The 21,548-nt window shown below is 69.2% G+C and carries 16 protein-coding genes; 3 read left to right on the forward strand and 13 right to left on the reverse strand.

What is annotated here, in order from left to right:
* Window positions 1-885: 885 nt before the first annotated feature.
* The 9 genes from secA to AB0J95_RS44095 form a co-directional block, all read right to left on the reverse strand.
* Window positions 886-3,765 (reverse strand): preprotein translocase subunit SecA, encoded by a 2,880-nt coding sequence (gene secA / locus AB0J95_RS44055; RefSeq protein WP_364771659.1) that lies wholly within the window; start codon window positions 3,763-3,765, stop codon window positions 886-888.
* A gap of 161 nt (window positions 3,766-3,926) precedes the next feature.
* Window positions 3,927-4,598 carry a ribosome-associated translation inhibitor RaiA gene (raiA, locus tag AB0J95_RS44060; protein ID WP_364771661.1) on the reverse strand — a complete coding sequence of 224 codons (672 nt, stop codon included), beginning with the start codon at window positions 4,596-4,598 and terminating at the stop codon, window positions 3,927-3,929.
* Between the two features lie 1,523 nt (window positions 4,599-6,121).
* Window positions 6,122-6,736, reverse strand: coding sequence for a hypothetical protein (locus AB0J95_RS44065; protein WP_364771663.1), 615 nt, complete (start codon window positions 6,734-6,736; stop codon window positions 6,122-6,124).
* Between the two features lie 47 nt (window positions 6,737-6,783).
* Entirely contained in the window at window positions 6,784-8,484 is a 1,701-nt protein-coding gene (locus AB0J95_RS44070; RefSeq protein WP_364771665.1) for an LpqB family beta-propeller domain-containing protein, read from the reverse strand.
* Entirely contained in the window at window positions 8,481-10,142 is a 1,662-nt protein-coding gene (mtrB, locus tag AB0J95_RS44075) for an MtrAB system histidine kinase MtrB (RefSeq protein ID WP_364771667.1), read from the reverse strand. Before mtrB ends, AB0J95_RS44070 begins: the two co-directional genes overlap by 4 nt.
* A 4-nt stretch (window positions 10,143-10,146) precedes the next feature.
* On the reverse strand, window positions 10,147-10,824 hold the full coding sequence (gene mtrA, locus AB0J95_RS44080; protein ID WP_033392556.1) for an MtrAB system response regulator MtrA: 678 nt from the start codon (window positions 10,822-10,824) through the stop codon (window positions 10,147-10,149).
* Window positions 10,825-10,963: 139 nt separating this feature from the next.
* Entirely contained in the window at window positions 10,964-11,596 is a 633-nt protein-coding gene (locus AB0J95_RS44085) for a dTMP kinase (RefSeq protein ID WP_364771669.1), read from the reverse strand.
* A 186-nt stretch (window positions 11,597-11,782) separates the two neighbouring features.
* A complete protein-coding gene (locus tag AB0J95_RS44090; RefSeq protein ID WP_364771671.1) occupies window positions 11,783-12,184 on the reverse strand; it encodes a YjdF family protein in 402 nt (133 codons plus the stop codon).
* 127 nt (window positions 12,185-12,311) lie between these two features.
* Entirely contained in the window at window positions 12,312-12,593 is a 282-nt protein-coding gene (locus tag AB0J95_RS44095; protein ID WP_364771673.1) for a hypothetical protein, read from the reverse strand.
* Between the two features lie 238 nt (window positions 12,594-12,831).
* Here AB0J95_RS44095 and AB0J95_RS44100 point away from each other — a divergent pair, with 238 nt between their 5' ends.
* A complete protein-coding gene (locus tag AB0J95_RS44100) occupies window positions 12,832-13,770 on the forward strand; it encodes a helix-turn-helix transcriptional regulator (RefSeq protein ID WP_364771675.1) in 939 nt (312 codons plus the stop codon).
* A 77-nt stretch (window positions 13,771-13,847) separates the two neighbouring features.
* Window positions 13,848-14,717: a hypothetical protein gene (locus tag AB0J95_RS44105; protein WP_364771677.1), complete on the forward strand. Its 870-nt coding sequence runs from the start codon at window positions 13,848-13,850 to the stop codon at window positions 14,715-14,717.
* 3 nt (window positions 14,718-14,720) lie between these two features.
* Here AB0J95_RS44105 and AB0J95_RS44110 read toward each other — a convergent pair whose 3' ends face one another.
* Window positions 14,721-15,482 carry a putative protein N(5)-glutamine methyltransferase gene (locus AB0J95_RS44110; protein WP_364771967.1) on the reverse strand — a complete coding sequence of 254 codons (762 nt, stop codon included), beginning with the start codon at window positions 15,480-15,482 and terminating at the stop codon, window positions 14,721-14,723.
* Complete coding sequence (gene ahcY, locus AB0J95_RS44115) at window positions 15,479-16,969, reverse strand: adenosylhomocysteinase (protein ID WP_364771679.1); 1,491 nt, start codon at window positions 16,967-16,969, stop codon at window positions 15,479-15,481. Before ahcY ends, AB0J95_RS44110 begins: the two co-directional genes overlap by 4 nt.
* Before the next feature lie 61 nt (window positions 16,970-17,030).
* On the opposite strand from ahcY, the gene AB0J95_RS44120 reads away from it, so the two are divergent.
* Entirely contained in the window at window positions 17,031-19,334 is a 2,304-nt protein-coding gene (locus AB0J95_RS44120) for a hypothetical protein (RefSeq protein ID WP_364771681.1), read from the forward strand.
* 23 nt (window positions 19,335-19,357) lie between these two features.
* Here the strand turns inward: AB0J95_RS44120 and AB0J95_RS44125 are convergent, their stop codons facing one another.
* Together AB0J95_RS44125 and AB0J95_RS44130 are read right to left on the reverse strand one after the other, a co-directional pair.
* Entirely contained in the window at window positions 19,358-20,152 is a 795-nt protein-coding gene (locus AB0J95_RS44125; protein ID WP_364771683.1) for a class I SAM-dependent methyltransferase, read from the reverse strand.
* A 10-nt stretch (window positions 20,153-20,162) separates the two neighbouring features.
* Window positions 20,163-21,473 (reverse strand): glutamate mutase L, encoded by a 1,311-nt coding sequence (locus AB0J95_RS44130; RefSeq protein ID WP_364771685.1) that lies wholly within the window; start codon window positions 21,471-21,473, stop codon window positions 20,163-20,165.
* Between the last annotated feature and the right edge of the window lie 75 nt (window positions 21,474-21,548).

Here is a 21,548-nt window from a genome sequence, read left to right on the forward strand (position 1 = left end):
GCTCACCACCGAAGGTGGGCGCGGCTCACCACCGAAGGTGGGCGCGGCTCACCACCGAAGGTGGGCGCGGCTCACCACCGAAGGTGGGCGCGGCTCACCACCGAAGGTGGGCGCGGCTCAACACCGAAGGTGTGGGCGCGGCTCAGGTCGAAGGCCTCTGAGCCCGGCTCTGCGCCGAAGGTGTGGGCTCGGGTTGGAGCCGAAGGTCCGGGCGCGCGGGCTCGAAGCAGCCCGGATCTGCCCACCAAGCCTCCGGTCATCAGAGAAGTCTGGACCACGGGCTCGGGCTCGGGCTCGGGCTCGGGCTCGGGCTCGGGCTCGGGCTCGGGCTCGGGCTCGGGACAGCTTCGACCGACTCCCAGTTATCGGCAAGTCCGGCTCGACCCGCCGACGGTCCAGACCGGGCGCAACCCGTAGACACGGCTGGCTCCGGGCTCCGGGCCCGACTTGAGTCGAGCCGCAGGCTCAGGGCCGGACCTGGCACAAGGACAAGCCTGGCCCGGGCGCGGCTCAAGCCTGGACCTGGTCCGGGCATGCGCGCGGCTCAGGTCGAAGGCCTGCGAGCCCCGTAGACACCGGCTGGCTCCGGGCCCGGCTCGAGTTGAGCCGCAGGCTCAGGGCTGGGCACGGCCCGGGCGTGCGCGGCTCAGGTCCAAGACCTCTGAGCGCCCGTAGACACCGGCTGGCTCCGAGCGGAGAGCCGACAGCCGACAGCCGACAGCCGACAGCCGACAGCCGAAGATCCCATGGTTGATGGGCGTGGGGAAGACCCGTCGTGACTGGCGTTGGGGTTGTCCAGAGGGGGTGGGGGGCGGGATAGGCGAAGGGGTGGCTGCTCCCGGCTGGGTGGGAGCGGCCACCCCTTCGGGGTGTTCTGGGTGGGTGTTAGCGGCGGGGGCCTTTGCGGCCTTTCTTGGCGTTGGCGCGTTCCTGGGCGCGGCGTTCGCGGCGGGTGCCGCCGGCTCCGCCGCCCGCGGAGCCGCGAGCGCCCTGCTGGTTGTCGCCGTCGCTGTGGGACTCGACGCCGCCGCCTTCGGCGGGCCCGCTGTAGCTCAGGCTCTGCTGGCCGGGGCCGGTGAGACCCTTGCCGCGCAGGGCAGGCGGGACGTTGGACTCGGGGCTGATCGACTCCTCGAAGTCGTCCGGCAGGGCGTGGCGGGGGCCGCGGTTGGCGTTGCCGTTGGTGTTGGTGCGGGCCTGGGCGGCCTCGGCGGCGCGGGCGAACGCGGCGGGCACCTCGACCGGCTCGACCTGCTGCTGCTCCTCGGGCTGCGCGGTCTCGACCTGGAGGTTGAACAGGAACCCGACGGTCTCCTCCTTCAACGCGTCCAGCATCGCGCCGAACATGTCGAAGCCCTCACGCTGGTACTCGATCAGCGGGTCGCGCTGCGCCATCGCGCGCAGGCCGATGCCCTCCTTGAGGTAGTCCATCTCGTAGAGGTGCTCACGCCACTTGCGGTCCAGCACCGACAGCACGACCTTGCGCTCCAGCTCACGCATCGCGCCCTCGCCGACCTGCGCGTCGATCGACTCCTCACGCGCCCGGTAGGCCCGCATGGCGTCCTCGACGATGACCTGCTGCAGGTACTCCGCGGTCAGGTCCTCGTCGCCCTCGGCGAGCTCCTCCCAGGTCAGGCCCACCGGGTAGAGCGTCTTCAACGCGGTCCACAGCTGCTCGTGGTCCCAGTCCTCCGCGTACCCCTCGGAGGTCGCACCGGCCACGTACGCGGCGACCACGTCCGAAATCATGTGCTCGACCTGGTCCCGGATGTCCTCGCCCTCGAGGACCCGGCGGCGCTCGGCGTAGATCACCTTGCGCTGCTCGTTCATGACCTCGTCGTACTTCAGCACGTTCTTGCGGATCTCGAAGTTCTGCTGCTCGACCTGGGTCTGCGCGCTCTTGATCGCGCGGGTGACCATCTTGGCCTCGATCGGCATGTCCTCGGGCACCCGCAGGGTCGTCATCACGCGCTCGACCATCACCGCGTTGAACCGGCGCATCAGCTCGTCACCCAGCGACAGGTAGAACCGGGACTCGCCCGGGTCGCCCTGCCGGCCGGACCGGCCGCGCAGCTGGTTGTCGATCCGGCGCGACTCGTGCCGCTCGGTGCCCAGCACGTACAGGCCACCAGCCGCGCGAACCTCCTCCGCCTCGGCCTTCACCGCCATCTGCGCGGACTCCAGCGCGCTCGGGTAGGCGTGCCGCCACTCCTCCGGCGTCTCCTCCGGGTCGAGCCCCCGGGAACGGAGCTCCTCCTCGGCGAGGTGCTCGGGGTTGCCGCCGAGCTGGATGTCGGTACCACGGCCGGCCATGTTGGTGGCCACCGTGACCGCGCCCTTGTGCCCGGCGAGCGCGACGATCGCGGACTCCCGGTCGTGGTGCTTGGCGTTGAGCACCTCGTGCGGGATGCCCATCTTGACCAGCAGCTTCGACAGGTACTCCGAGCGCTCCACGCTGGTGGTGCCGATCAGGACCGGCTGGCCCTTCTCGTGCCGCTCGGCGATGTCCTCGGCGACCGCCTCGAACTTGGCCTGCTCGGTCTTGTAGATCAGGTCGGTCTGGTCCTTGCGGATCATCGGCCGGTTCGTCGGGATCGGCACGACACCCAGCTTGTAGGTCTGGTGCAGCTCGGCCGCCTCGGTCTGGGCGGTACCGGTCATCCCGGCGAGCTTCTCGTAGAGCCGGAAGTAGTTCTGCAGGGTGATCGTGGCCAGCGTCTGGTTCTCGGCCTTGATCTCCACCTTCTCCTTGGCCTCGATGGCCTGGTGCATGCCCTCGTTGTAGCGGCGGCCGTGCAGCACGCGGCCGGTGAACTCGTCGACGATCAGGACCTCGCCGTTGCGGACGATGTAGTCCTTGTCCTTCGAGTACAGCTCCTTGGCCTTCAGCGCGTTGTTCAGGTAGCCGACCAGCGGCGTGTTCGCCGACTCGTAGAGGTTGTCGATGCCGAGCTGGTCCTCGATGAACGCGACACCCTTCTCGGTGACACCGATGGTGCGCTTGCGGATGTCGACCTCGTAGTGCTCCTCGGCCTTCATCAGCGGCGCCATCCGGGCGAACTCCTGGTACCAGCGGGACGACTGGTCCGCCGGGCCGGAGATGATCAGCGGCGTGCGCGCCTCGTCGATGAGGATCGAGTCGACCTCGTCGACGATCGCGAAGTAGTGCGGGCGCTGCACGCAGTCGTCCAGGCTCCACGCCATGTTGTCGCGCAGGTAGTCGAAGCCGAACTCGTTGTTCGTGCCGTAGGTGATGTCCGCGTGGTACGCCTCGCGCCGCTGGTCGGGGGTCATCTCGGAGATGATCACGCCGACGGACAGGCCGAGGAACCGGTGGATCCGGCCCATCCACTCGGCGTCACGGGAGGCCAGGTAGTCGTTGACGGTGACGACGTGCACGCCCCGGCCGGCGATGGCGTTGAGGTACGCGGGCAGCACACAGGTCAGGGTCTTGCCCTCACCGGTCTTCATCTCGGCGACCATGCCCAGGTGCAGAGCGGCACCACCCATCAGCTGCACGTCGAAGTGCCGCTGGTTGAGCACCCGCTTGCCGCCCTCCCTGGCGACCGCGAAGGCCTCCGGGAGCAGGTCGTCGAGGGTCTCGCCGTCCTGGTAGCGCTTCTTGAACTCCTCGGTTTTAGCCCGCAACTCGTCGTCGCTGAGGTCTACGACGTCCTCTTCGAGGGAGTTGATGTGCGCGGCGATGTTCTTCAAGCGCTTGAGTGTCTTGCCCTCGCCCGCGCGGAGCACCCGAGCCAGCACCATGTTGCCCTGACCTCATTACGTGATCGACTTGTGCGCCCGCCGATAAGGGCACCTCACCCCCATCGTAGGGAACCGCTGTTGCCGGACGCACGGTGTGTGTTCCCCATGTAAAAACGCCCCGGGAGCCACATGGTTCCCGGGGCGTGCCTCCTGGTTGCCGGTTACGCCATTCTGATCACGCCGTAGTCGAAGCCCTTGCGGCGGTACACCACGCTCGGCATGCCCGCTTCGGCGTCGAAGAAGAGGTAGAAGTCGTGTCCGACCAGCTCCATCTGGTAGAGGGCCTGGTCAACGCTCATGGGTGTGGCGGGGTGCTGTTTCTCCCGCACGACGCGACCGGGCATGGGTTCTTCCAGCCCGCTGTCCCATCGTTGCTCCGGAACGACACCGTCGAACTCCGGGGCTTCCAGCACAGCCGTCTGGGCGGCTCGCTTGCCGTTGCGCGCGCGCAACTCCGGCGCTGCGTCAACGGAGCCGAGTTGAGGAGAGGACGTCGCCTCCGCCACCGATGCCGGGCTACGGCGCCCGTGGTGCACTCTCCTGCGGTCGTGCAGGCGGCGCAGACGGTTTTCGAGTTTGTTCACAGCTGAGTCGAGCGCTGCGTAGAAATCGCCTGCGCAGGCCTCGGACCGGACGACCGGCCCCCTGACCTTCGCGGTGATCTCCACCCGCTGGCAGCTCTTGGCCTGCCTGCGGTTCGGCTCGTGGAACAGTTCAACATCGAAGCGGATGACCTTCTTGTCATACCGCTCCAGCCGGGCGAGCTTGTCCGTCACGTGCACCCGGTAATGATCGGGTACTTCGACGTTGCGCCCCTTAACGACGATGTCCATACACGACCTCCTCGCTGCTTCATGCGAGCCATTGATCGGCGAATACATGGCGACCGGGGTCCTGCCGAACTGACCGTGCCTCCGGGGTCAGCTCCCCACCGGCGCCAGGGTCATGGGCTGATCGCCTCCTCCCTCATGCCGGGGCTGATAGCGGAGCACGTTAGCCCGGGTTGCGGTTCGGCAACAGCCCCCGCGATGGGCGAAATCGGGGAACGACGGAGAGTGACACAAGGCACGGGAAAGGCCTGGACGCGATACCCGAGTGGAGGCAGCGCGTCCACACGACGGCCCCGGTTTTCACCCTTGTGGAGGAGCGCCAGAGCTGCACGGACAAGTTCTGGCGCGGTTCGCTGTCCCTCCAACGGACCGCCCGGGCGGCCTTTCCGACGCCTCATACCGTGACAACGGCCCGGTCACGATCTTGGTTCCCACCCATGTTTCACCCGAGTGGGGGTATGCAAAAGATCTAGGTCGCCGTCGGTGCCAATACCGGAGCTCCACTTCCGCATGCACAACACCGCATGTAATCGTGACCGGGGTGACCTGGGTACTCCCGCCAAACGGGTGGCCGCGCCAATACGGTCAAGATCGTTGAGCGGGAGTGGTGGCGGCGAGATGCCGCCGGGAGGTGGCGGATGGGGGTATGTGCTCAGGGCATAGATCGAGGCGTTGCTATTGCCGTCCAGGCATGCCTATGTGCGGAGTTGGCGGGCAACCGCGGACGGCCGATCACACGGGCTGTCGCGGTTGAGGCAGCTGCCCCAGGCGACGGGCCGTCTGTTGTTTTCCGTACCTGACCTGCAGATGGGACTTGCGGACCCGCCCAGGTCGCGGGCCTTGCCTACCGGGAGCACACCGGTGCCCGAAGGGCTCGTCCGCCGCGATCAGGTGGGACCACAGGCGCTGCCTTCCCTTGCCGCTGCCGCCTGCCTTGCTGCGCAACACACCGGCACCGGAACGGAAGCCGACGTCGCAGAACTGACCGCAGCAGCGCCGCAGGCGGCCCGCACACCCGGCTCACAGCCACAGCCCTCACCGCCGCCGGATACACCTGCACCCGAGGTGCGGTCCACAGAACCGACCCGAGGTCCACAGAACCGACCCATGCACTGGCACGATGACCGCACCGCAGGCACGCGGCCGCCCCGCGGGCACACCGGGACCGAAGCGGGAGCCGATCTCGGCGAGACCGACCGCCGCAGTCCCACAGGCGGCCGCACACCCGGCTCACAGCCACAGGCCACATCGCCACCGGACGCACCGGCACCGGAATGCGCTGACACCGAGCCGCACGATCCCGAAGAACTGATCCGGGAAAGCGCAGATGGTAAGGCGGGATGCTGACAGACAGGCGCATCACCTCACCTCCACCGCCGCCAACGCCGCAAAACCACTGCTACGGATTTCCGGCTGGGCGCCGCAGAGCGCCCAGCCCATCGTCACCCCGACGCCAGCGCAGCACGCGCCGAAGCAGCAGCCGTGCCGTGCCAATGGCCTCGGCATCGCCCCGGACCGTGGTGCCTTCAGGACCAGGGCATGGCGGCTCTTGCGGCGGTGAGGGCGAGGGTGGCGGTGACTGTGGTGCCGGTGTTGGTGAGGGTTGTGGTGCAGGCGGTGGTGGTGGCGCCGGTGGTGATGATGTCGTCGAGGAGGATCACCTTTCGGTTCGGGGGGATGGGGTGGGTGGGGATCAGGCGGCCGGCGAGGTTGGCGGCTCGTTGGGTGGGGTCGAGGCCGACGGAGTCTTTGGCCTTCCGGTCGAGGTGGAGGGCTGGGAGGACGGGGTGGCCGGTGTGGTTCGCGATCAGGAGCATGTGCTGGCCGCCTCGGCGGCGCGCCGCCGAGGGCCGGGAGGGGACGGGAACGAGGTAGTCCGCGGGTGGCAGGCGGGGCAGGGCGGCGGCCAGCAGCTCGCCGAAGACGGGGGCGAGCTCACGGCGGCCCCGCTCCTTGTAGGCGAGCACAGCGCGGCGGGCGGCCCCGTCGTACGGCGCGAGGGCGTACCAGGGCGGTCCCTTGGCGCGCACGAGGAACGGATCCGTCAGGTCCCGGCGGCAGCGCGGACACAGCACCGAGCCGGGTGTCTCGCACCCCGCACAGCACATCGGCACCAGCAGTTCGATCAGTGAGCGAAGCATGCCGTCATGGAAGCACAGGGGTACGACAAAAACTGTGTTTCCGCAGGTCAGCCCGGGTAAAAGGGGCGTGCCGACGGTCCCGGGTTCGGCGAGTACGGGGTCCAGATCTGGCCCGCTTCGGAGGCCTGCCACAGCCCCACAGCGTCCGTCACGATGACCACCCGGCTCGGCGCCGCGGTGATCGACGTGAGCGGCAGCGTGAGGTTCGTGGGGCTGAACCGCTCCGCCTCCACCCCGTCCACCGGAACACGCCACACCGGCGCCGTGGGCGAGTTCGTGGCCACCATGACGGTGCTCTGGTTCAGCCAGTCCACGCTCACGACGTCGTTGACCTCAGGCACCGGTTTGGGCCCGGAGATCGTCACGCCGCCGTTGTCCGACCGGGCGACCGCGCCGATGTACAGCTTCCCGCCGGCCACGACGGCCACGCGCACGCCGTCGCGCGAGAGCCGCAGCTCGGTGATCTTCCCGAACGGCGCCAGCTCGGTGTAGTTCACCGGCAGCGCCTGCCAGTTGCTCTCCTTGGTGCGCGACATCCGGATCACCGCCCCGTCGGCGACCGTCCACACCTCGTTGCCGATCTGGTTGGACTGCAGGCCGAACTGCCAGGTCGGCCGGGTCATCTCCTTGGCGACCCCGCCCACGTCCCGCAGGCCCTCGTCCCGGCCACCGACCCGCAGCTGCAGACCGTTGGGCACCCGGTCGACCACGGCGAGCTGCGAGCCGTCCACCGATCGGGCGGCACTTTCCACGTGATAGGTGCCGTCCCCGGCCGGGCCCTGCACCGGCTGGTTGTCCTTCAGTGACCGCAACCGGTTGCCGAACACGAGGTCGCCGGGCAGGTTCGCCCCGGGGGTGGTCTTCTCCGTCAGGCCCTGCAGGTCGGCCGTACGCCAGTCGGACTTGTCCGGCATCAACGGCAGGCCCTCGACCTGGATGCGGACCGTGCTGGCCACGTCCTGCAGCGAGAGGACCAGCTGCTGGGCGACCAGCTCCTTGTCCTCGGCGGTCATGCTGCCCATCTCGCTGAGGTTGACCACCAGCGCCCCGTTGGCCTGCACCGCGTTGGTGCGCTGGAACGTCGTCGGCGGCAGCTCCGAACGCATGGCCTGCCGCAGCCCCTGGGCCGGGCCCGCGAGCAGCGCCGACACGATGTCGGACGGGGCCGCCAGCGGCGCGCCGGGCAGGTACCGCAGGTCCGGCACGAGCACGGTCTTGGTACCGTCGTAGAAGTACAACCGGACCGGCCGGTAGCTGGCGTTGAAGTCGGTCAGCGGCACGACCAGGCCGTTGCCCGGCACCTCGGAGATCCGCCACTGCCCGTCCTGCTTGGCCAGCTTCACCGTCTCGGTGAACTGCTGCGGCTGCGACACGAACGACTTGTCCGAGTTCAGCATGCCGATCTTGGTGCCCTTGACCTCGACGTTCGCCAGGTTCGGGTCGTTCTCCTTGCCGGTGGCCTGCGGCACGGTGGAGAAGTCGTCGCCGATGATCGTGGGCTGGTTGTCCGGCCGCCAGACCCGCTTGGCGTCCTCGGTCAGGTACGCCTGGGCCACGGCCGTCTTGCCGCTCTTCTTGATGAAGTCACGCACGACGGAGATCGCGTCGGCGTCCTTCACCGGACCCTGGAGCGACTGCTTGAGCGGGGTCTCCGACTGCGGCACGACCTGCGGCGCGGTCTGCTCCGGGATGTTGGCGCAGGAGGTGAGCAGCAACGCCGCCAGCAACGCCAGCACGAGGCGGGTCACCGGACCTCCTCCAACGGCTCCGCGACGACGTCGGTGTCGTCGGCCGGCCGCAGCGGCAGCGGGCTCTCGCCCAGCTCGACGCCCTGCTGACGGGGCAGCAGCAGCCGGAAGTTGGCGCCCCGGCCCGGTTCGCCCCACGCCTCGAGGCGGCCGCCGTGCAGGCGCGCGTCCTCGACGCTGATCGCCAGGCCGAGACCGGTGCCGCCGGTGTGCCGGTTGCGCGACGGGTCGGCCCGCCAGAACCGGTTGAACACCAGCTCCGCCTCACCGGTGCGCAGGCCGACGCCGTAGTCCCGCACGGTCACGGCCAAGGTCGTGTCGTCGAACGCCATCCGCAGCCGGACCGGCCGTCCTTCACCGTGGTCCACCGCGTTGGCCAGCAGGTTGCGCAGGATCCGTTCGACCCGCCGGGCGTCCACCTCGACGGTCGCGGCCGCCCCGGGCAGCTCCAGTTCGATCACGCTGCCCGCCGTCTCGGCGATCACCCGGACGGAGTCCACCGCGCGCTTGGCGATCACGCGCACGTCGGTCAGCTCGGCGATCAGCTCCTCGACACCGGCGTCCAGCCGGCTGATCTCCAGCAGGTCGCCCAGCAGCGACTCGAACCGGTCCAGCTCGTCCACCAGCAGCTCGGTCGACCGCGCCAGGCCTGCTGGGAACTGGCTGCGGGACGCGTGCAGCACGTCGGCAGCCATCCGGACGGTGGTCAGCGGGGTCCGCAGCTCGTGGGAAACGTCCGAGGTGAACCGGCGCTGCAGCTGGCCGAACTCCTCCAGCTGCTGGATCTGGTACTTGATGCTCTCGGCCATCTGGTTGTACGACTCGGCGAGCTTGGCCACGTCGTCCTCGCCGATCACGGCCATCCGCTCGTCCAGCTCACCCGCGGCGAACCGCTCCGCGGCCTCGGCGGCCCGGCGCACCGGCCGGACCACCTGGCGGGTCACCAGGTTCGCGATCCCGGCGAGCAGCAGCAACAGCACCAGCCCGCCGACGATCAGCGTGCTCTGCACGACGTTGATCGTGTTCTGCTCGCCGGTCAACGGGAACAGCAGGTACAGCTGTAATGGCCGGTTCGCGCTGTTGACCGGCGCGCCGACGAACAGGAACGTGGTCCGCCCCTCGCCGCGGTCGACCGTCGCGATCTGCCACGCCATCTGGTTGTTCTGCACGAACTGACGCAGCGACGCGGGCACGTCCGAGTACGTCGCGCTGCTGATGCTCTGCGGCACGTCGCGGCCGTCGTAGGCGAGCACGGGCTCGAACGCGCCCGCCACCGAGTCCGTCGCGCCCGGCTCGTCGTTCGACGAGCTGGACAGCTTGTTCATCGCGGCCTTCATGCGCTCGCGGAACCCGTCCGCCAGCACGTCGGCGCCGAGCAGCTCCCGGTCGGCCACGGCCACCGCGACCTGGGTCTCGGCGGTGGCCGCGTCCTGCTTGCTGGTCAGCAGCCGCTCGGTGATCTGGTTCTGCAGCACCATGCCGAGCACGAACACGACCGCCGACGACAGCGCGAGCGTGCTCACCACGACACGGACCTGCAGCGACCGGCGCCACAGCTCGCCGAAGGCGATCGACCGCTCCCGGCCGAACGCCACCGCCCGCCCGAGCTGCCGGACCGCCACCCGGGCCTGCCGCCGGAGGAACGCTCTCACCTGCATGGGATCACGGAGGACCGGCCTTGTAGCCAACACCGCGGACGGTCAGCACGACCTCGGGGTGCTCCGGGTCCTTCTCGACCTTCGAGCGCAGCCGCTGGACGTGCACGTTCACCAGCCGGGTGTCCGCCGCGTGGCGGTAGCCCCAGACCTGCTCGAGCAGCACCTCGCGGGTGAACACCTGGCGCGGCTTGCGGGCCAGGGCCACCAGCAGGTCGAACTCCAGCGGGGTCAGCTGGATCGCCTTGCCCTCACGGGTCACCTCGTGCCCGGGGACGTCGATGGTCAGGTCGCCGATGGCCAGCACCTCGGCGGGCTCCGACTCGGTGCGCCGCATCCTGGCCCGCACCCGGGCCACGAGCTCCTTGGGCTTGAACGGCTTGACCACGTAGTCGTCGGCGCCGGACTCCAGGCCCAGCACGATGTCCACGGTGTCGCTCTTCGCGGTGAGCATGACGATCGGCACGCCGGACTCGGCGCGGATCGCCTTGCACACGTCGATGCCGTTCATGCCCGGCAGCATCAGGTCGAGCAGCACCAGATCGGGCTTGAGCTCGCGCAGCGCCGGCAGGGCGCGGGAGCCGTCGGCCACGACCGCGGTGTCGAACCCCTCGCCGCGGAGCACGATCGTGAGCATCTCGGCGAGGGCGGGGTCGTCGTCGACGACAAGCACGCGTGCCTTCATGCCACCCATCGTCGCACTTTCGCCGGGATGGCCGTGCGCAACCCGCTGATCTTGCCTCTGGGTCACCCGATTACTCCATTGTTTCAGGTTGTCGGTCGTGGTGCAGGTGGTGTGCTATCCGTATCAGCGTCCTCAGGTGTTACGCGTCAGCCAAAAGGGTGCCGGTGAGCTCGTCGAAGTCCACCGGGTTGCTGCCATCGAGGACCTGCCAGGGCGAAAGCCACGCCATTGCGGCCAGCCCGTCGTAAACCGCCGCGCATCTGGCCTGCAGACCGCCGTCGGTTTCATACCGGTCGCGGACCCGGTCCCGGTTTTCCGCGCGGCTGGCCGCGAGCTCCACCGGAACCCGCAACAACAGCTGGCGGTCGGGAATGGGCAGGCCGAGCCGGCCCACTTCGAGGTCACGCACCCAGGAGACGACTTCGCCTGTCGCATCCTGGTGAAGCCGGGCCGCCTGATAGGCCGCGTTCGACGCGATGTACCGGTCGACGAGCACGACGTCGAAGTCCTCGAGGTCACGCAGCAGGGCGTCGCGCGCGCCATAGCGGTCGAGCGCGAACAGCACCGCCATCCCGTGCACGGAGTCCTGGACGTCGCCCAGCCGCCCGTGCAGGGCGTCGCTGACCAGGTCCGCGTGCACGCTCTCGCCGTAGCGGGGGAACGCGTGCTGTGCGACCTTCGCGCCGCGCCGTGCGAACGACTCGGTGAGCGCGGCGCCCAGCGTGCGCTTGCCCGAACCGTCCAGTCCTTCGATCACCACCAGTCGACCCACGGCGGCAACCCTACGGGAGCGTCAACCTGGCCACACCTCACCCGGCACACCTGAGCCGCCGTACGGTCCACACTGGTCAGGTCCGTGCCCGCCAGGCAGTGCGTGGTCCACTGTGGCCCCATCGCCGGGAGCCGTGGCGGGCACGCACTTCCCGACCTCTTCGGACAGTCCGAACGGGACACTCGGTCACCGGCCGCGGTGGCGGGCCTTCGCTTTGGCCCGCGCGAGTTCCCGGCGTCGGTCGCGGTCGGCCTCGGCGCGTTCTTTCCGGGTCGCCTTACCTTGAACGGCACGGGCCGCAGTGGCCGCCTTGAGGGCGCGTTGTGCCGCTGTGCCAACGGGTTCGTGGAGGTTCTTGAGTTCACGCTTCCAGCTCAGCGCGCGTTGCTCCACGGGAACCGGCGGGGATTGCGCGGCCAGCCGGGACAGCCGCAGGAATTCGCCTTTCGAGGCGAACTCGAGCAGTTCCGGATTGGTGGGTTCCGCGCCGAAAATGTGCCGGGCCGCGCGGACACCCTCAGCGGAGTACAACTCGAGGACGCCGACCCAGAACTGGCCGTCGAAATAGACGGTGAACACCTCTCGCATCACGAACCTCCAGGCATGCCGAAACAGCCTGGCCAGTCAGGTTTCCCGTGAGGGACAACGGACCGAGTGCACGGCCGCCCGGACTACCAACCGGGCCGTGAGGTTCGTCCAGCCAAGAACAACGAGGTCATTCTACCCGCAGCCGGCGGATCGCGAGGACCCCGCCGGCACCGATGGCCACGCCCAGTGCCGCCAAGAGCAGCAATGGATCCCGCATATCGGGTGCGGGGTCGGTGACCGCCTCGCGTTCACCCCTGGCGATCACCTTGGCCACCGGCGCCGGTTGGGCGACGGCCGGTGCGGCCGTCCCCAGGGCGAGTCCCACGCCGAGGATCGCGGTCGCGGGCAGTGCCAACGCTCGACCCCGCAAGCGGATCTTCAGCTGCCGCGTGAGCCATGGCGCAGGCATGGGCTTGGGCTCCCTTCTCACCCTCCGGGCGCCGCGTCACGAGCAGAACCGGCCGCAGGGTTGCCGATCATGCACGTGACCCGGCTGATGTGGACACACTGCGATCGAACGGTGCCGGACGGCAACCCCCGTTGCCGGACAAGGGGATCGTTCGCATCTACCTCTCGTCGGGCGGACGAACTACTGTGAACGTTCACTGTTCATTCACAGTGTGTGAATGGCGAGCGAGGGGTGAGCGGTGGACAACGGTCCGTTGCCAGAACGACTCGGTGACGCGCTGCGGTACGGGCCGTTCCACCGTGCGCTGCGCGAGGCGATCGAGTACCGCGGCCTGTCGCTGACCAGGCTGACCGCGCATCTGGACCGGCTCGGCGTGAAGATCGGCCAGTCCACCCTCAGCTACTGGCAACGCGGCCTGCGACACCCCGAGGTGCCCCGCTCAGTCGACACGGTACGCGCGTTGGAAACCGTGCTGCGGCTGCCTTCCGACTCACTCGTGGTGTTGATCGGCCCCCGGCAGCGCGCGGGACGGCATGACGAGGTCGTCCCGAAGTTCACCGAGGTGAGCCGTGTCTGGCAGGACGCCCCGGCGCTGCTGGCCGAGTTCGACGCGGCGCCGGAGACCAAGACCAACGCGGACCTGCGGATCGAGTCGGTGCACGACTTCATCCAGCTGGGCGCGCACCGCGAACAACGGTCCCAGACAACCCGTTTCGTCGTCACGGCCGCGCGACCGGGACCCGACCGGTACTTCGCGACCTGGGGCGGCGACGAGGGCTGCCTGATCGACCGGGTCGAGATCGCCAGCGCGGAAGGCTGCCGCCTCGGCCGCGTCCGCCGCCAGCCCGCTTCCGGCGTGATGGCCATGGAGTTCCTGTTCGACCGACACCTGGCCGAGGGCGAGACGCATGTCTTCTGTTTCACCATCGCCGACGGCTCCGGCGGCCCCTCCCCCGGAATGCAACGCACCTTCCTGCGCGGCGTCGGCAGCTACCTGATCCAGCTCGGCTTCCACCGCCGCGCCATGCCCAGCCGGGTGGTCCGCCAGTTCCGCGCACACGACCAGGCGGAACCCGTTGGGCGGGAAGGACTCGTGTGCGGGCTCGGCCGGGTCAGCAGTGGCTACTTCACCAATCTGCCCGCCGGGCTCGCGGAAGTCGTCATCGACTGGGCCTGACCCCACGCCTTATACTGTGAGTTGATCATCCGCGACGCTCGGTGATCAACGGGAGGGGTGCGGCGCAGGGAGGTCCTGTGCTGAAGCGGTTCCTGGTCTGGATGGAGGACTACGTCGCCGTCGTGGGCGTCGTCGGGCTGATCGGTTCCTTCATCGGCCTGCTCGCGTTCGCCGCGGTGCCGGGCAGTGTCGTCGGGAGCACGGCGATCAAGGCGAGCGTGGTGACGACCGCGATCCTGGCCGTGATCTCGTTATACGCGGCGCTGGTCACCAGCATTCGCGCGGCGCGGGGACGCAGATCGTCGGACGAGCAGGTGCTGCACCACTACTCCCGGATCATGCGGGCCATCCAGCGCGGCACCCTGCACATCTCGGACTGGAACCAGGTCGCGGTCATCGCCGACAACGGCGACACGACCGAGACCCTCACCCTGGACGCGACCGTTGCCTGCGACGAGCTGTACGTGTTCCGCTGGCGGATTGGCGCTGCCTGGCCGCAACCTTGGCGGGAGCGCAGCCGGATGACGTTCGACGTGCATTCCGCGCACATCAGCGACATGGGCGAGGCCCGGATGCACGTCACGTCGGCCTGGCTGCCGGACGGCCGGCTGGAGCTGAACGCGCACTTCAAACCGGCCCTCAAGCGGGGAACCCCGATCCGGATCGCGATGGAGTGGAACTGGCCGGGCAAGTGCGTCCCGTTGATGCGCGACAACCGGCCCGACTCGTTCTGCATCTGTTTCGTCGACACCATCGAGCACGTCCGCTACACGATCGTCCTGCCGGAGGGCAAAGACGTGTACTACGACCCGATCGGCTTCGACGCACAGGACAGGTCGTACTCGCTCACGTCGGCGACGAACCAGCACGGCAACACGGAGATCGTTTTCGCGGGCCGCGACATCCCCGCCGAACACAAAGTCGGCATGCGGCTGAACCTGAAGTAGGGGTCAGGACGCGCGAGTGCCGATGACGACCGTGGCGCCCAGTTCGTCGTCCGCAGCGATATCGGCCGCGAGACCTGCTTCGCGGAGCGCGGCCACTGCCGAAGGCGCCTGTTCGGTGCTGGTCTCGATGAACAGGGAACCGCCTGGGGCAAGCCATTCCGGGGCGGCGGTGACGACGCGGCGGAAGATGTCGAGGCCGTCGGGGCCGCCGTCGAGGGTGTAGTGCGGTTCGTGGTCGCGGGCCTCGGGTGGCATCAGGGAGATGGCCGAGGTGGGCACGTACGGAACGTTCGCCACGAGCGTGTTGACCCGGCCACGCAATGACGCAGGGAGCGGCTCGAACAGGTCGCCGACGAACACCTCGCCGGACACGTTGCGGCGCGCACACGCGACGGCGACGGGATCGATGTCCGTGGCGTAGAGGGAGATGGGGACCGCCGCCGCGATGGCCGCGCCGATGGCGCCCGAGCCGCAGCAGAGGTCCAGCACGACGGATCCGGGTGGCGTCACCGCGATCGCTTGCTGGACAAGGAAAGTCGTGCGTTGGCGGGGAACGAAGACGCCGGGCTCGACAAAGATCCGCAAGCCGGCGAAGGAAACCCAGCCGATGATGTACTCGAGCGGTTCACCGGCGATGCGCCGGGCGACCATGGAATCCAGGTCGCCCGGCGCCGCGGTCAGCAGCGCTGCCTCGTCCTCGGCGAAAACACAACCGGCGGCACGAAGCCGCGCCACAATGTCGATACCTGCAGCGTCCAAGCTCAGTAGCGGTAGTGCTCGGACTTGAACGGGCCCTCGACGTCGACGTCGATGTACTCGGCCTGCTCCTTGGTCAGCTTGGTCAGCTCGCCGCCGAGGGCCTCCAGGTGGATCTTGGCGACCTTCTCGTCGAGGACCTTGGGCAGCCGGTACACCTCCTTGTCGTACTCCTCGTTCTTGGTGAACAGCTCCACCTGGGCGATGACCTGGTTGGAGAAGGAGTTCGACATCACGAAGCTGGGGTGGCCGGTGGCGTTGCCCAGGTTCAGCAGGCGTCCCTCCGACAGGACGATGATCGAGCGCCCGCTCGGGAACACCCACTCGTCGACCTGCGGTTTGATGTTGATCCGGCGGACTCCCGGGTAGCGCTCGAGACCCGCCATGTCGAGCTCGTTGTCGAAGTGGCCGATGTTGCCCAGGATGGCCTGGTGCTTCATCTGCGACATGTGCTCGACGGTCACGACGTCCTTGTTGCCCGTCGTGGTGATCACGATGTCGGCCTCGCCGATGACCGACTCCAGCTTGCGGACCGCGTAGCCGTCCATGGCGGCCTGCAGCGCGCAGATCGGGTCGATCTCGGTGACGATGACGCGCGCGCCCTGGCCGCGCATCGACTCGGCCGCGCCCTTGCCCACGTCGCCGTAACCGCAGACCACGGCCACCTTGCCGCCGATCAGCACGTCGGTGCCGCGGTTGATGCCGTCGATCAGCGAGTGCCGGATGCCGTAGCGGTTGTCGAACTTCGACTTGGTGACCGAGTCGTTCACGTTGATCGCCGGGAACAGCAGCTCACCGGCGGCGGCCAGCTGGTACAGGCGCAGGACACCGGTGGTGGTCTCCTCGGTCACGCCCTTGATCTCGCCGGCGATCTTCGTCCACTTGGTCGGGTCGGCCGACAGGGACGCCCGCAGCGTCTCCAGGATGACCTTCCACTCGTGCGGGTCGTCCTCCTCCGGGGAGGGAACCACACCGGCCGCCTCGTACGCCTTACCCTTGTGAACCAGCAGCGTGGCGTCGCCACCGTCGTCGAGCAGCATGTTCGGTGCCTGGTCGCCCGGCCAGGTCATCATCTGCTCGGTGCACCACCAGTACTCCTCCAGCGTCTCGCCCTTCCAGGCGTACACCGGGACACCCTTGGGCTCCTCTGGGGTGCCGTGCGGGCCGACGACGACCGCGGCGGCCGCGTGGTCCTGGGTGGAGAAGATGTTGCAGGACGCCCAGCGCACCTCGGCACCCAGCGAGACCAGCGTCTCGATGAGCACGGCCGTCTGCACGGTCATGTGCAGCGAACCGGAGACGCGGGCCCCGCGCAGCGGGTACACCTCGGCGTACTCCCGGCGCAGCGCCATCAGACCCGGCATCTCGTGCTCGGCGAGGCGGATCTCCTTCCGGCCGAACTCGGCCAACGAAAGATCGGCAACCGCGAAGTCGATGTCGCCTATCTTGTTGGCGAACCGGGTCCCGGTCACGTTCCGCGTGTCTTCAGCGGTCATCGCCTGATTCCCTCCAAACTCGGTCTGCCGAACACTACCGCCGGCCATTCAAGGAGCTCACTTGCTGTTGCCTAGCTCGGACACTCGCGTGGTCGAGCTGCGCGTACACGGGATCATGGGAACCCGCGCGGAGACGCTGGTCGGCGCCGCGACCGCGGTCGATGTCGCAGGTGACGGTATCGGTCGCATCGTGCGGCCCGCCGACCGGCTGCTGCGTCCCGGCCCGGGGCCGGTGCTACAGGCGGCCGGGCGGACCGTGCCGCGTGCGGTGGAAGGATACGTCTGGGGCGGGATGACCTCGGGCGGCGCCGCGAAGTCCGTGTGGGCGTTGCTGTTCCCGTTCACCCTCGCCAACGTCGCGCACTGGATGCTGCCGCCGGTCCCGCACGACAACCGCCTCGCGGCGTCGTTGGGTCTGGTCAGCCGGGCGTTGCTGCGGCTCGCCGCGCTGCTGCTCACTGTGCTGTTCGTCACCCAGGCGGCCGTGGTCAGCCTCGATCTCGTCGCCGCGCAGTGCCTCGCGCCCGGTTCGCCTTGTTTGTCCGGCCTGGTGCCGGACTGGATGCGCGAGCTGCGTGGGTTCCGCACAGCGGCCGGCCTGATCCCGGCCCTGGTCGTGGTGCTCGCGCTGGACCAGATCTCGGCCGTGACCTGGCGGGTCGGCGCGCCGCCCACGCCCAGCCCGATCCCCGGCAACCGGCCGCAGCGGATGCCCGGCGCCAACCTGGTCGCCGACCCGGACACGCCCACCCTGCGGTCCCTGCACACCATCGCGGCCCTGGCGATCCTGGCGCTGCTGCCCGGCGGCGGGCCGTTCTCCACGCCAGTTGGCACGGTGCAGTGGGTGGCCGGGCTGACGTTGCTCACATTCGCCGGATTGGGTGTTCTGCTGTTGGACGACCCCACCGGAGCGTCACCGCACCGGGCCGGCCGCTGGCTGCGGGCCGCGCTGGGCACGATCCCGCGGCGGGTGTTGCTGCTGGCCAGCATCGTCCTGGTGGTCGGCACGGCGGTGGGCCTGCACCCGCTGCCCCACCGCCTGTCCGGCACCGAGCTCACGATCGAGGCAATCGCGGCCGCACTGATCGTGGTCATCGTGCTGTTCGGGCTGGTGCTCATCCCGTCCGCGCTGCTCGCCCGCAAGGCGCTGTGGGCCGACGACCCGCACGAGCTGCGCCCGTGGGCCGGGGGCTGGATGTCGCCGGTGGTGCTAGCCATCGCGGCCCTGCTCGGCGGCGGGTTCGGCGCGGGCGTCGCGATCACCATCCGCAAACTGCTCGGCAGTACCCAGCTGGACCTGCCGCGTGGGTACGAGCCGGTGACGCTGCTGTGGGGCGTGTCGGCGGTGCTGTTCCTGGCGATCGGGCTGCTGATCGGCCTGATCACCGCCGGGCACCGGTGGCGGGCCAAGCGCGTCGGCAAGCCACTGCCGGAAGTGGATCTGCTGCACGAGAACGCCGACGACCTGGCGCACTCGGACGCGGCCCGTGCCTGGCGGCGAGGCCGCTTCCAGCGCGCGCATTTCCATCACCTGTTCCTGGGCGTCGGCGCGGTGCTGGCGGTGGGCGCGGGCATCTCGATCTGGATGCGGCTGCGCGATGTCGGTCCGCCGCAGTGGATGCAGCCGTTCTCGGCGGTGGGCATCCTCGCCCTCGGCTTCCTGGCGGCGAACCTGGTCCGGCTGGTCTACCAGGCGATCAGAAAGCCCGACACGGCAAGGTCTTTGGGCATCCTCACGGACCTGGCCTGCTTCTGGCCCCGGGAGGCGCACCCCGTGGTGCCGCCCTGCTACGCGCTCAAGGTGATCCCCGAGGTCGCCGCGCGGGCCGCGGAACACCTGGCGGACCGCAACACGCGGGTCGTGATCACCGGGCACAGTCACGGCAGCCTGATCGCGGCGGTGGCGGTGTCGCGGCTGATGGAGACGCTGCCGCCGATCGACCGGGAACGCGTCGGGCTGGTCACGGCCGGATCCCCGCTGCAGTGGGCGTATCCGCGGGCGTTCCCGGGCGTGGTCCCGCACAAGTCGCTGGCGGAGCTGCATGGCCTGCTGGCAGGCCGGTGGCGTGCGTTGTGCCGGGGCACGGACCCGTTGGGCGGCGCGGTGACGACATGGCGGCGGCAGGTCTTCGACTCGAAGGTGATCGGTATCGGGTTCCGGCCCGACGGCACCACGGGCCCGCTGGAGTCGGCGGAACTGACTCCCGCGGGTGCCTTGGTGCTGGGCAGCGACCACTGGCTGCCGGACCCCGCGCCGCACGCCGTGCCGGGCCACCGCTGGTCGCCCGGCGTGCGCCGGCACGGCGACTACCTCGCGGACCCGGAGTGGGACGCCGCCGTGGCCATCGCGGCCGGTCTCGACTAGACCGGCCGCCTTTCGTCGCGTGGCTAGGGTTTGCGGCCCCATGCCGTGACCAGGCCCATGCCCAGCTCGGTGAAGTCGGGCTCGTTCATCACGCCCACGGCCTGCTCGAACAGGTCCTCGTCGACCAGCCCGTCGGCGAGGATCCGCTCCCGCAGGTGGCCGAAGTTGAGCGCCCAGAACCGCCCCGCGGCCGAGTCGGGGCTGACCGGCGGGTGGTAGAGCTCCACGCCGACGTCCTTGAACCCCGCGCCGCGCAACAGGTCCGGGTAGTTCAGCGCCCAGGTGCGGTCGGTGCCGATGGACCGTTCCAGGGTGGCCCAGTGCAGTTCCATCAGCCGCCGGAACGCGTTCTCCGGCGGACTGACCATTGTGGACTGGATGGCGTCGGCCAGCACCAGCCAGCCGCCGGGCTTGAGCCAGGATGCCAGCCTGGCGAACACCTCGCGCCGGTTGCGCAGGTGCATCAGCACCATCCGGGCGTGGATCAGGTCGAAGCTGCCTAGGTCGAGAGAGTTGTCGCTGATGTCAGCGGCGACCACCTGCACGGTCGGGAACACGTCGGGCAGCGCGTTGAGCAGCCTGACGTCCTTGTCCAGCGCGGTGACTTCGCCCGGCGCGACCTGGTCGGCGAGCCAGCCGGAGACACGGCCGAGACCGGCGCCCACGTCGAGGCAGCGCATTCCTGGGCGTGTGATGGCCGAGAGGCGGGCCTGCGTGGCCGGATCGTGCATCCGGCTCATCGCGTCCAGCCGCACCGCCTCCAGATCGTGATCATGGGCGAACAGTGCATCACCGTAAAGTTCGGCTATCTCGGTCACCCGGCGAAAGCTAACCAAGCGGTGACAGGCGGTCAACGCGCCCAACTGTTTCCAGCAGGCGCCTGGCCGCGGCCGGATTCCCGGCGTTGACGAGCAGGCCGGCCGGCGCGAGGACGTAGGCATGATCGACGACGACCTTGGCGTTGCGCAGCACCGGCCGCAACACCGGGTCGCGGCGCAGCTCGGTGATCACCGAGGTCAGGTCGTCGGCGTGCCGGAACACCCCACCGGACAGGATCAGCAGACCGGCGCCCTTGGGCCCGAGCCGACCCTCTAACAGTGTTAGATGCCGCCGGATCGCCACGATGGCCGCCAGCGTGCCGAGCCGGAGGTCGACGGCGAGCTGGTCCTCGTCCTGCGGGGTGAAGTCGATCTCCTCAGCGAGCCTCTCGGCCTCTTTCCTCAGTTCGCCGGGCTTGATCAGCCGGTCGGCCTCGGCGGCGGCGACGATTCCCTTGACGGAGAAGCGCATCCCGATGTCGCCCTCGACCGTGCGCATGTCGCCCGGCATGGCGACAGCGCTGGTTCCAGCGTCCTTTGTGGACACTGACGAGTAGACATCCGTTGTGGCGCCGCCGACATCGACGACGAGGACCGCGTCCTCGCTCGCGAGCTGCGAGACGCCGGTGAGCACGGCGTCGGGCGTCACCATCTTGACGAGTCTCCGGAACGTCGGCCCGCGGGACAGGGCCTTGCCGCCGATGACGTGGTCGAGGAACACTTCCCGGATGGCCGCCCGCGCCGGTTGCGGGTCCAGGTCGCCGACGTCCGGCAGGACATTTGCCGTGGGGACAACGGTTCGGCGCGGCATCTCCGCCAGCGCCCTGGGCTGCGCCTCGACGTTGCCCGCCAGGACGATGGGGACGCGGATGCGGAACCGTTCCATGGCCTTGGCGTTGTGCAGCAGGGCCTTGTCGTCGCCGCCGTTCGTGCCGCCGACCAGCAGCACCACGTCGGGGCGGCTTTCCTTGAGCGCCTTGATACTCGGCGGCTCGAGGTACCCGGCGAAGACGTGCACCACCTTCGCGCCTGCCGAGAGCGCGACCCGGTAGCCTGCCTCGGCGCTGATCAGCCGCTCCTGACCGACCACAGCGAGCCGCAGCCCGCCGCCTGCCGAGGAACAGACCAGCAGGTCCTTGCGCCTGCCGATCTCCTCGAGCACGGTCTCCATGCCGTCCAGCACGTTCCACGGCGTGGTCAGGGTCTGCGCGGTCGCCAGCAGGTCACCCTCGGGCGAGACCAGCGCGCCCTTGGTCCAGGTGGAGCCGACGTCGACACAGGCGATGTCCATCAGCCGACTCCTCTCGGCGGGTGCGGTCATGGTGGCTCCTTCGCAGTCGGATCACCGCCAAGGTAACCACCACGACCGCGCACGAGGCGCTGATCCGGTCGAACT

It is taken from the genome of Actinocrispum sp. NPDC049592 (assembly GCF_040675465.1).
Lineage (GTDB): Bacteria > Actinomycetota > Actinomycetes > Mycobacteriales > Pseudonocardiaceae > Kibdelosporangium.

Excerpts from the sequence above, each read along its gene's own strand:
- AB0J95_RS44095 (WP_364771673.1), bottom strand. The coding sequence starts at position 12,593 with ATGCCTGCGCCATGGCTCACGCGGCAGCTGAAGATCCGCTTGCGGGGT.
- raiA (WP_364771661.1), bottom strand. The coding sequence starts at position 4,598 with ATGGACATCGTCGTTAAGGGGCGCAACGTCGAAGTACCCGATCATTAC.
- ahcY (WP_364771679.1), bottom strand. The coding sequence starts at position 16,969 with ATGACCGCTGAAGACACGCGGAACGTGACCGGGACCCGGTTCGCCAAC.
- mtrB (WP_364771667.1), bottom strand. The coding sequence starts at position 10,142 with ATGCAGGTGAGAGCGTTCCTCCGGCGGCAGGCCCGGGTGGCGGTCCGG.
- AB0J95_RS44090 (WP_364771671.1), bottom strand. The coding sequence starts at position 12,184 with ATGCGAGAGGTGTTCACCGTCTATTTCGACGGCCAGTTCTGGGTCGGC.
- mtrA (WP_033392556.1), bottom strand. The coding sequence starts at position 10,824 with ATGAAGGCACGCGTGCTTGTCGTCGACGACGACCCCGCCCTCGCCGAG.
- secA (WP_364771659.1), bottom strand. The coding sequence starts at position 3,765 with ATGGTGCTGGCTCGGGTGCTCCGCGCGGGCGAGGGCAAGACACTCAAG.
- AB0J95_RS44065 (WP_364771663.1), bottom strand. The coding sequence starts at position 6,736 with ATGCTTCGCTCACTGATCGAACTGCTGGTGCCGATGTGCTGTGCGGGG.
- AB0J95_RS44130 (WP_364771685.1), bottom strand. The coding sequence starts at position 21,473 with ATGACCGCACCCGCCGAGAGGAGTCGGCTGATGGACATCGCCTGTGTC.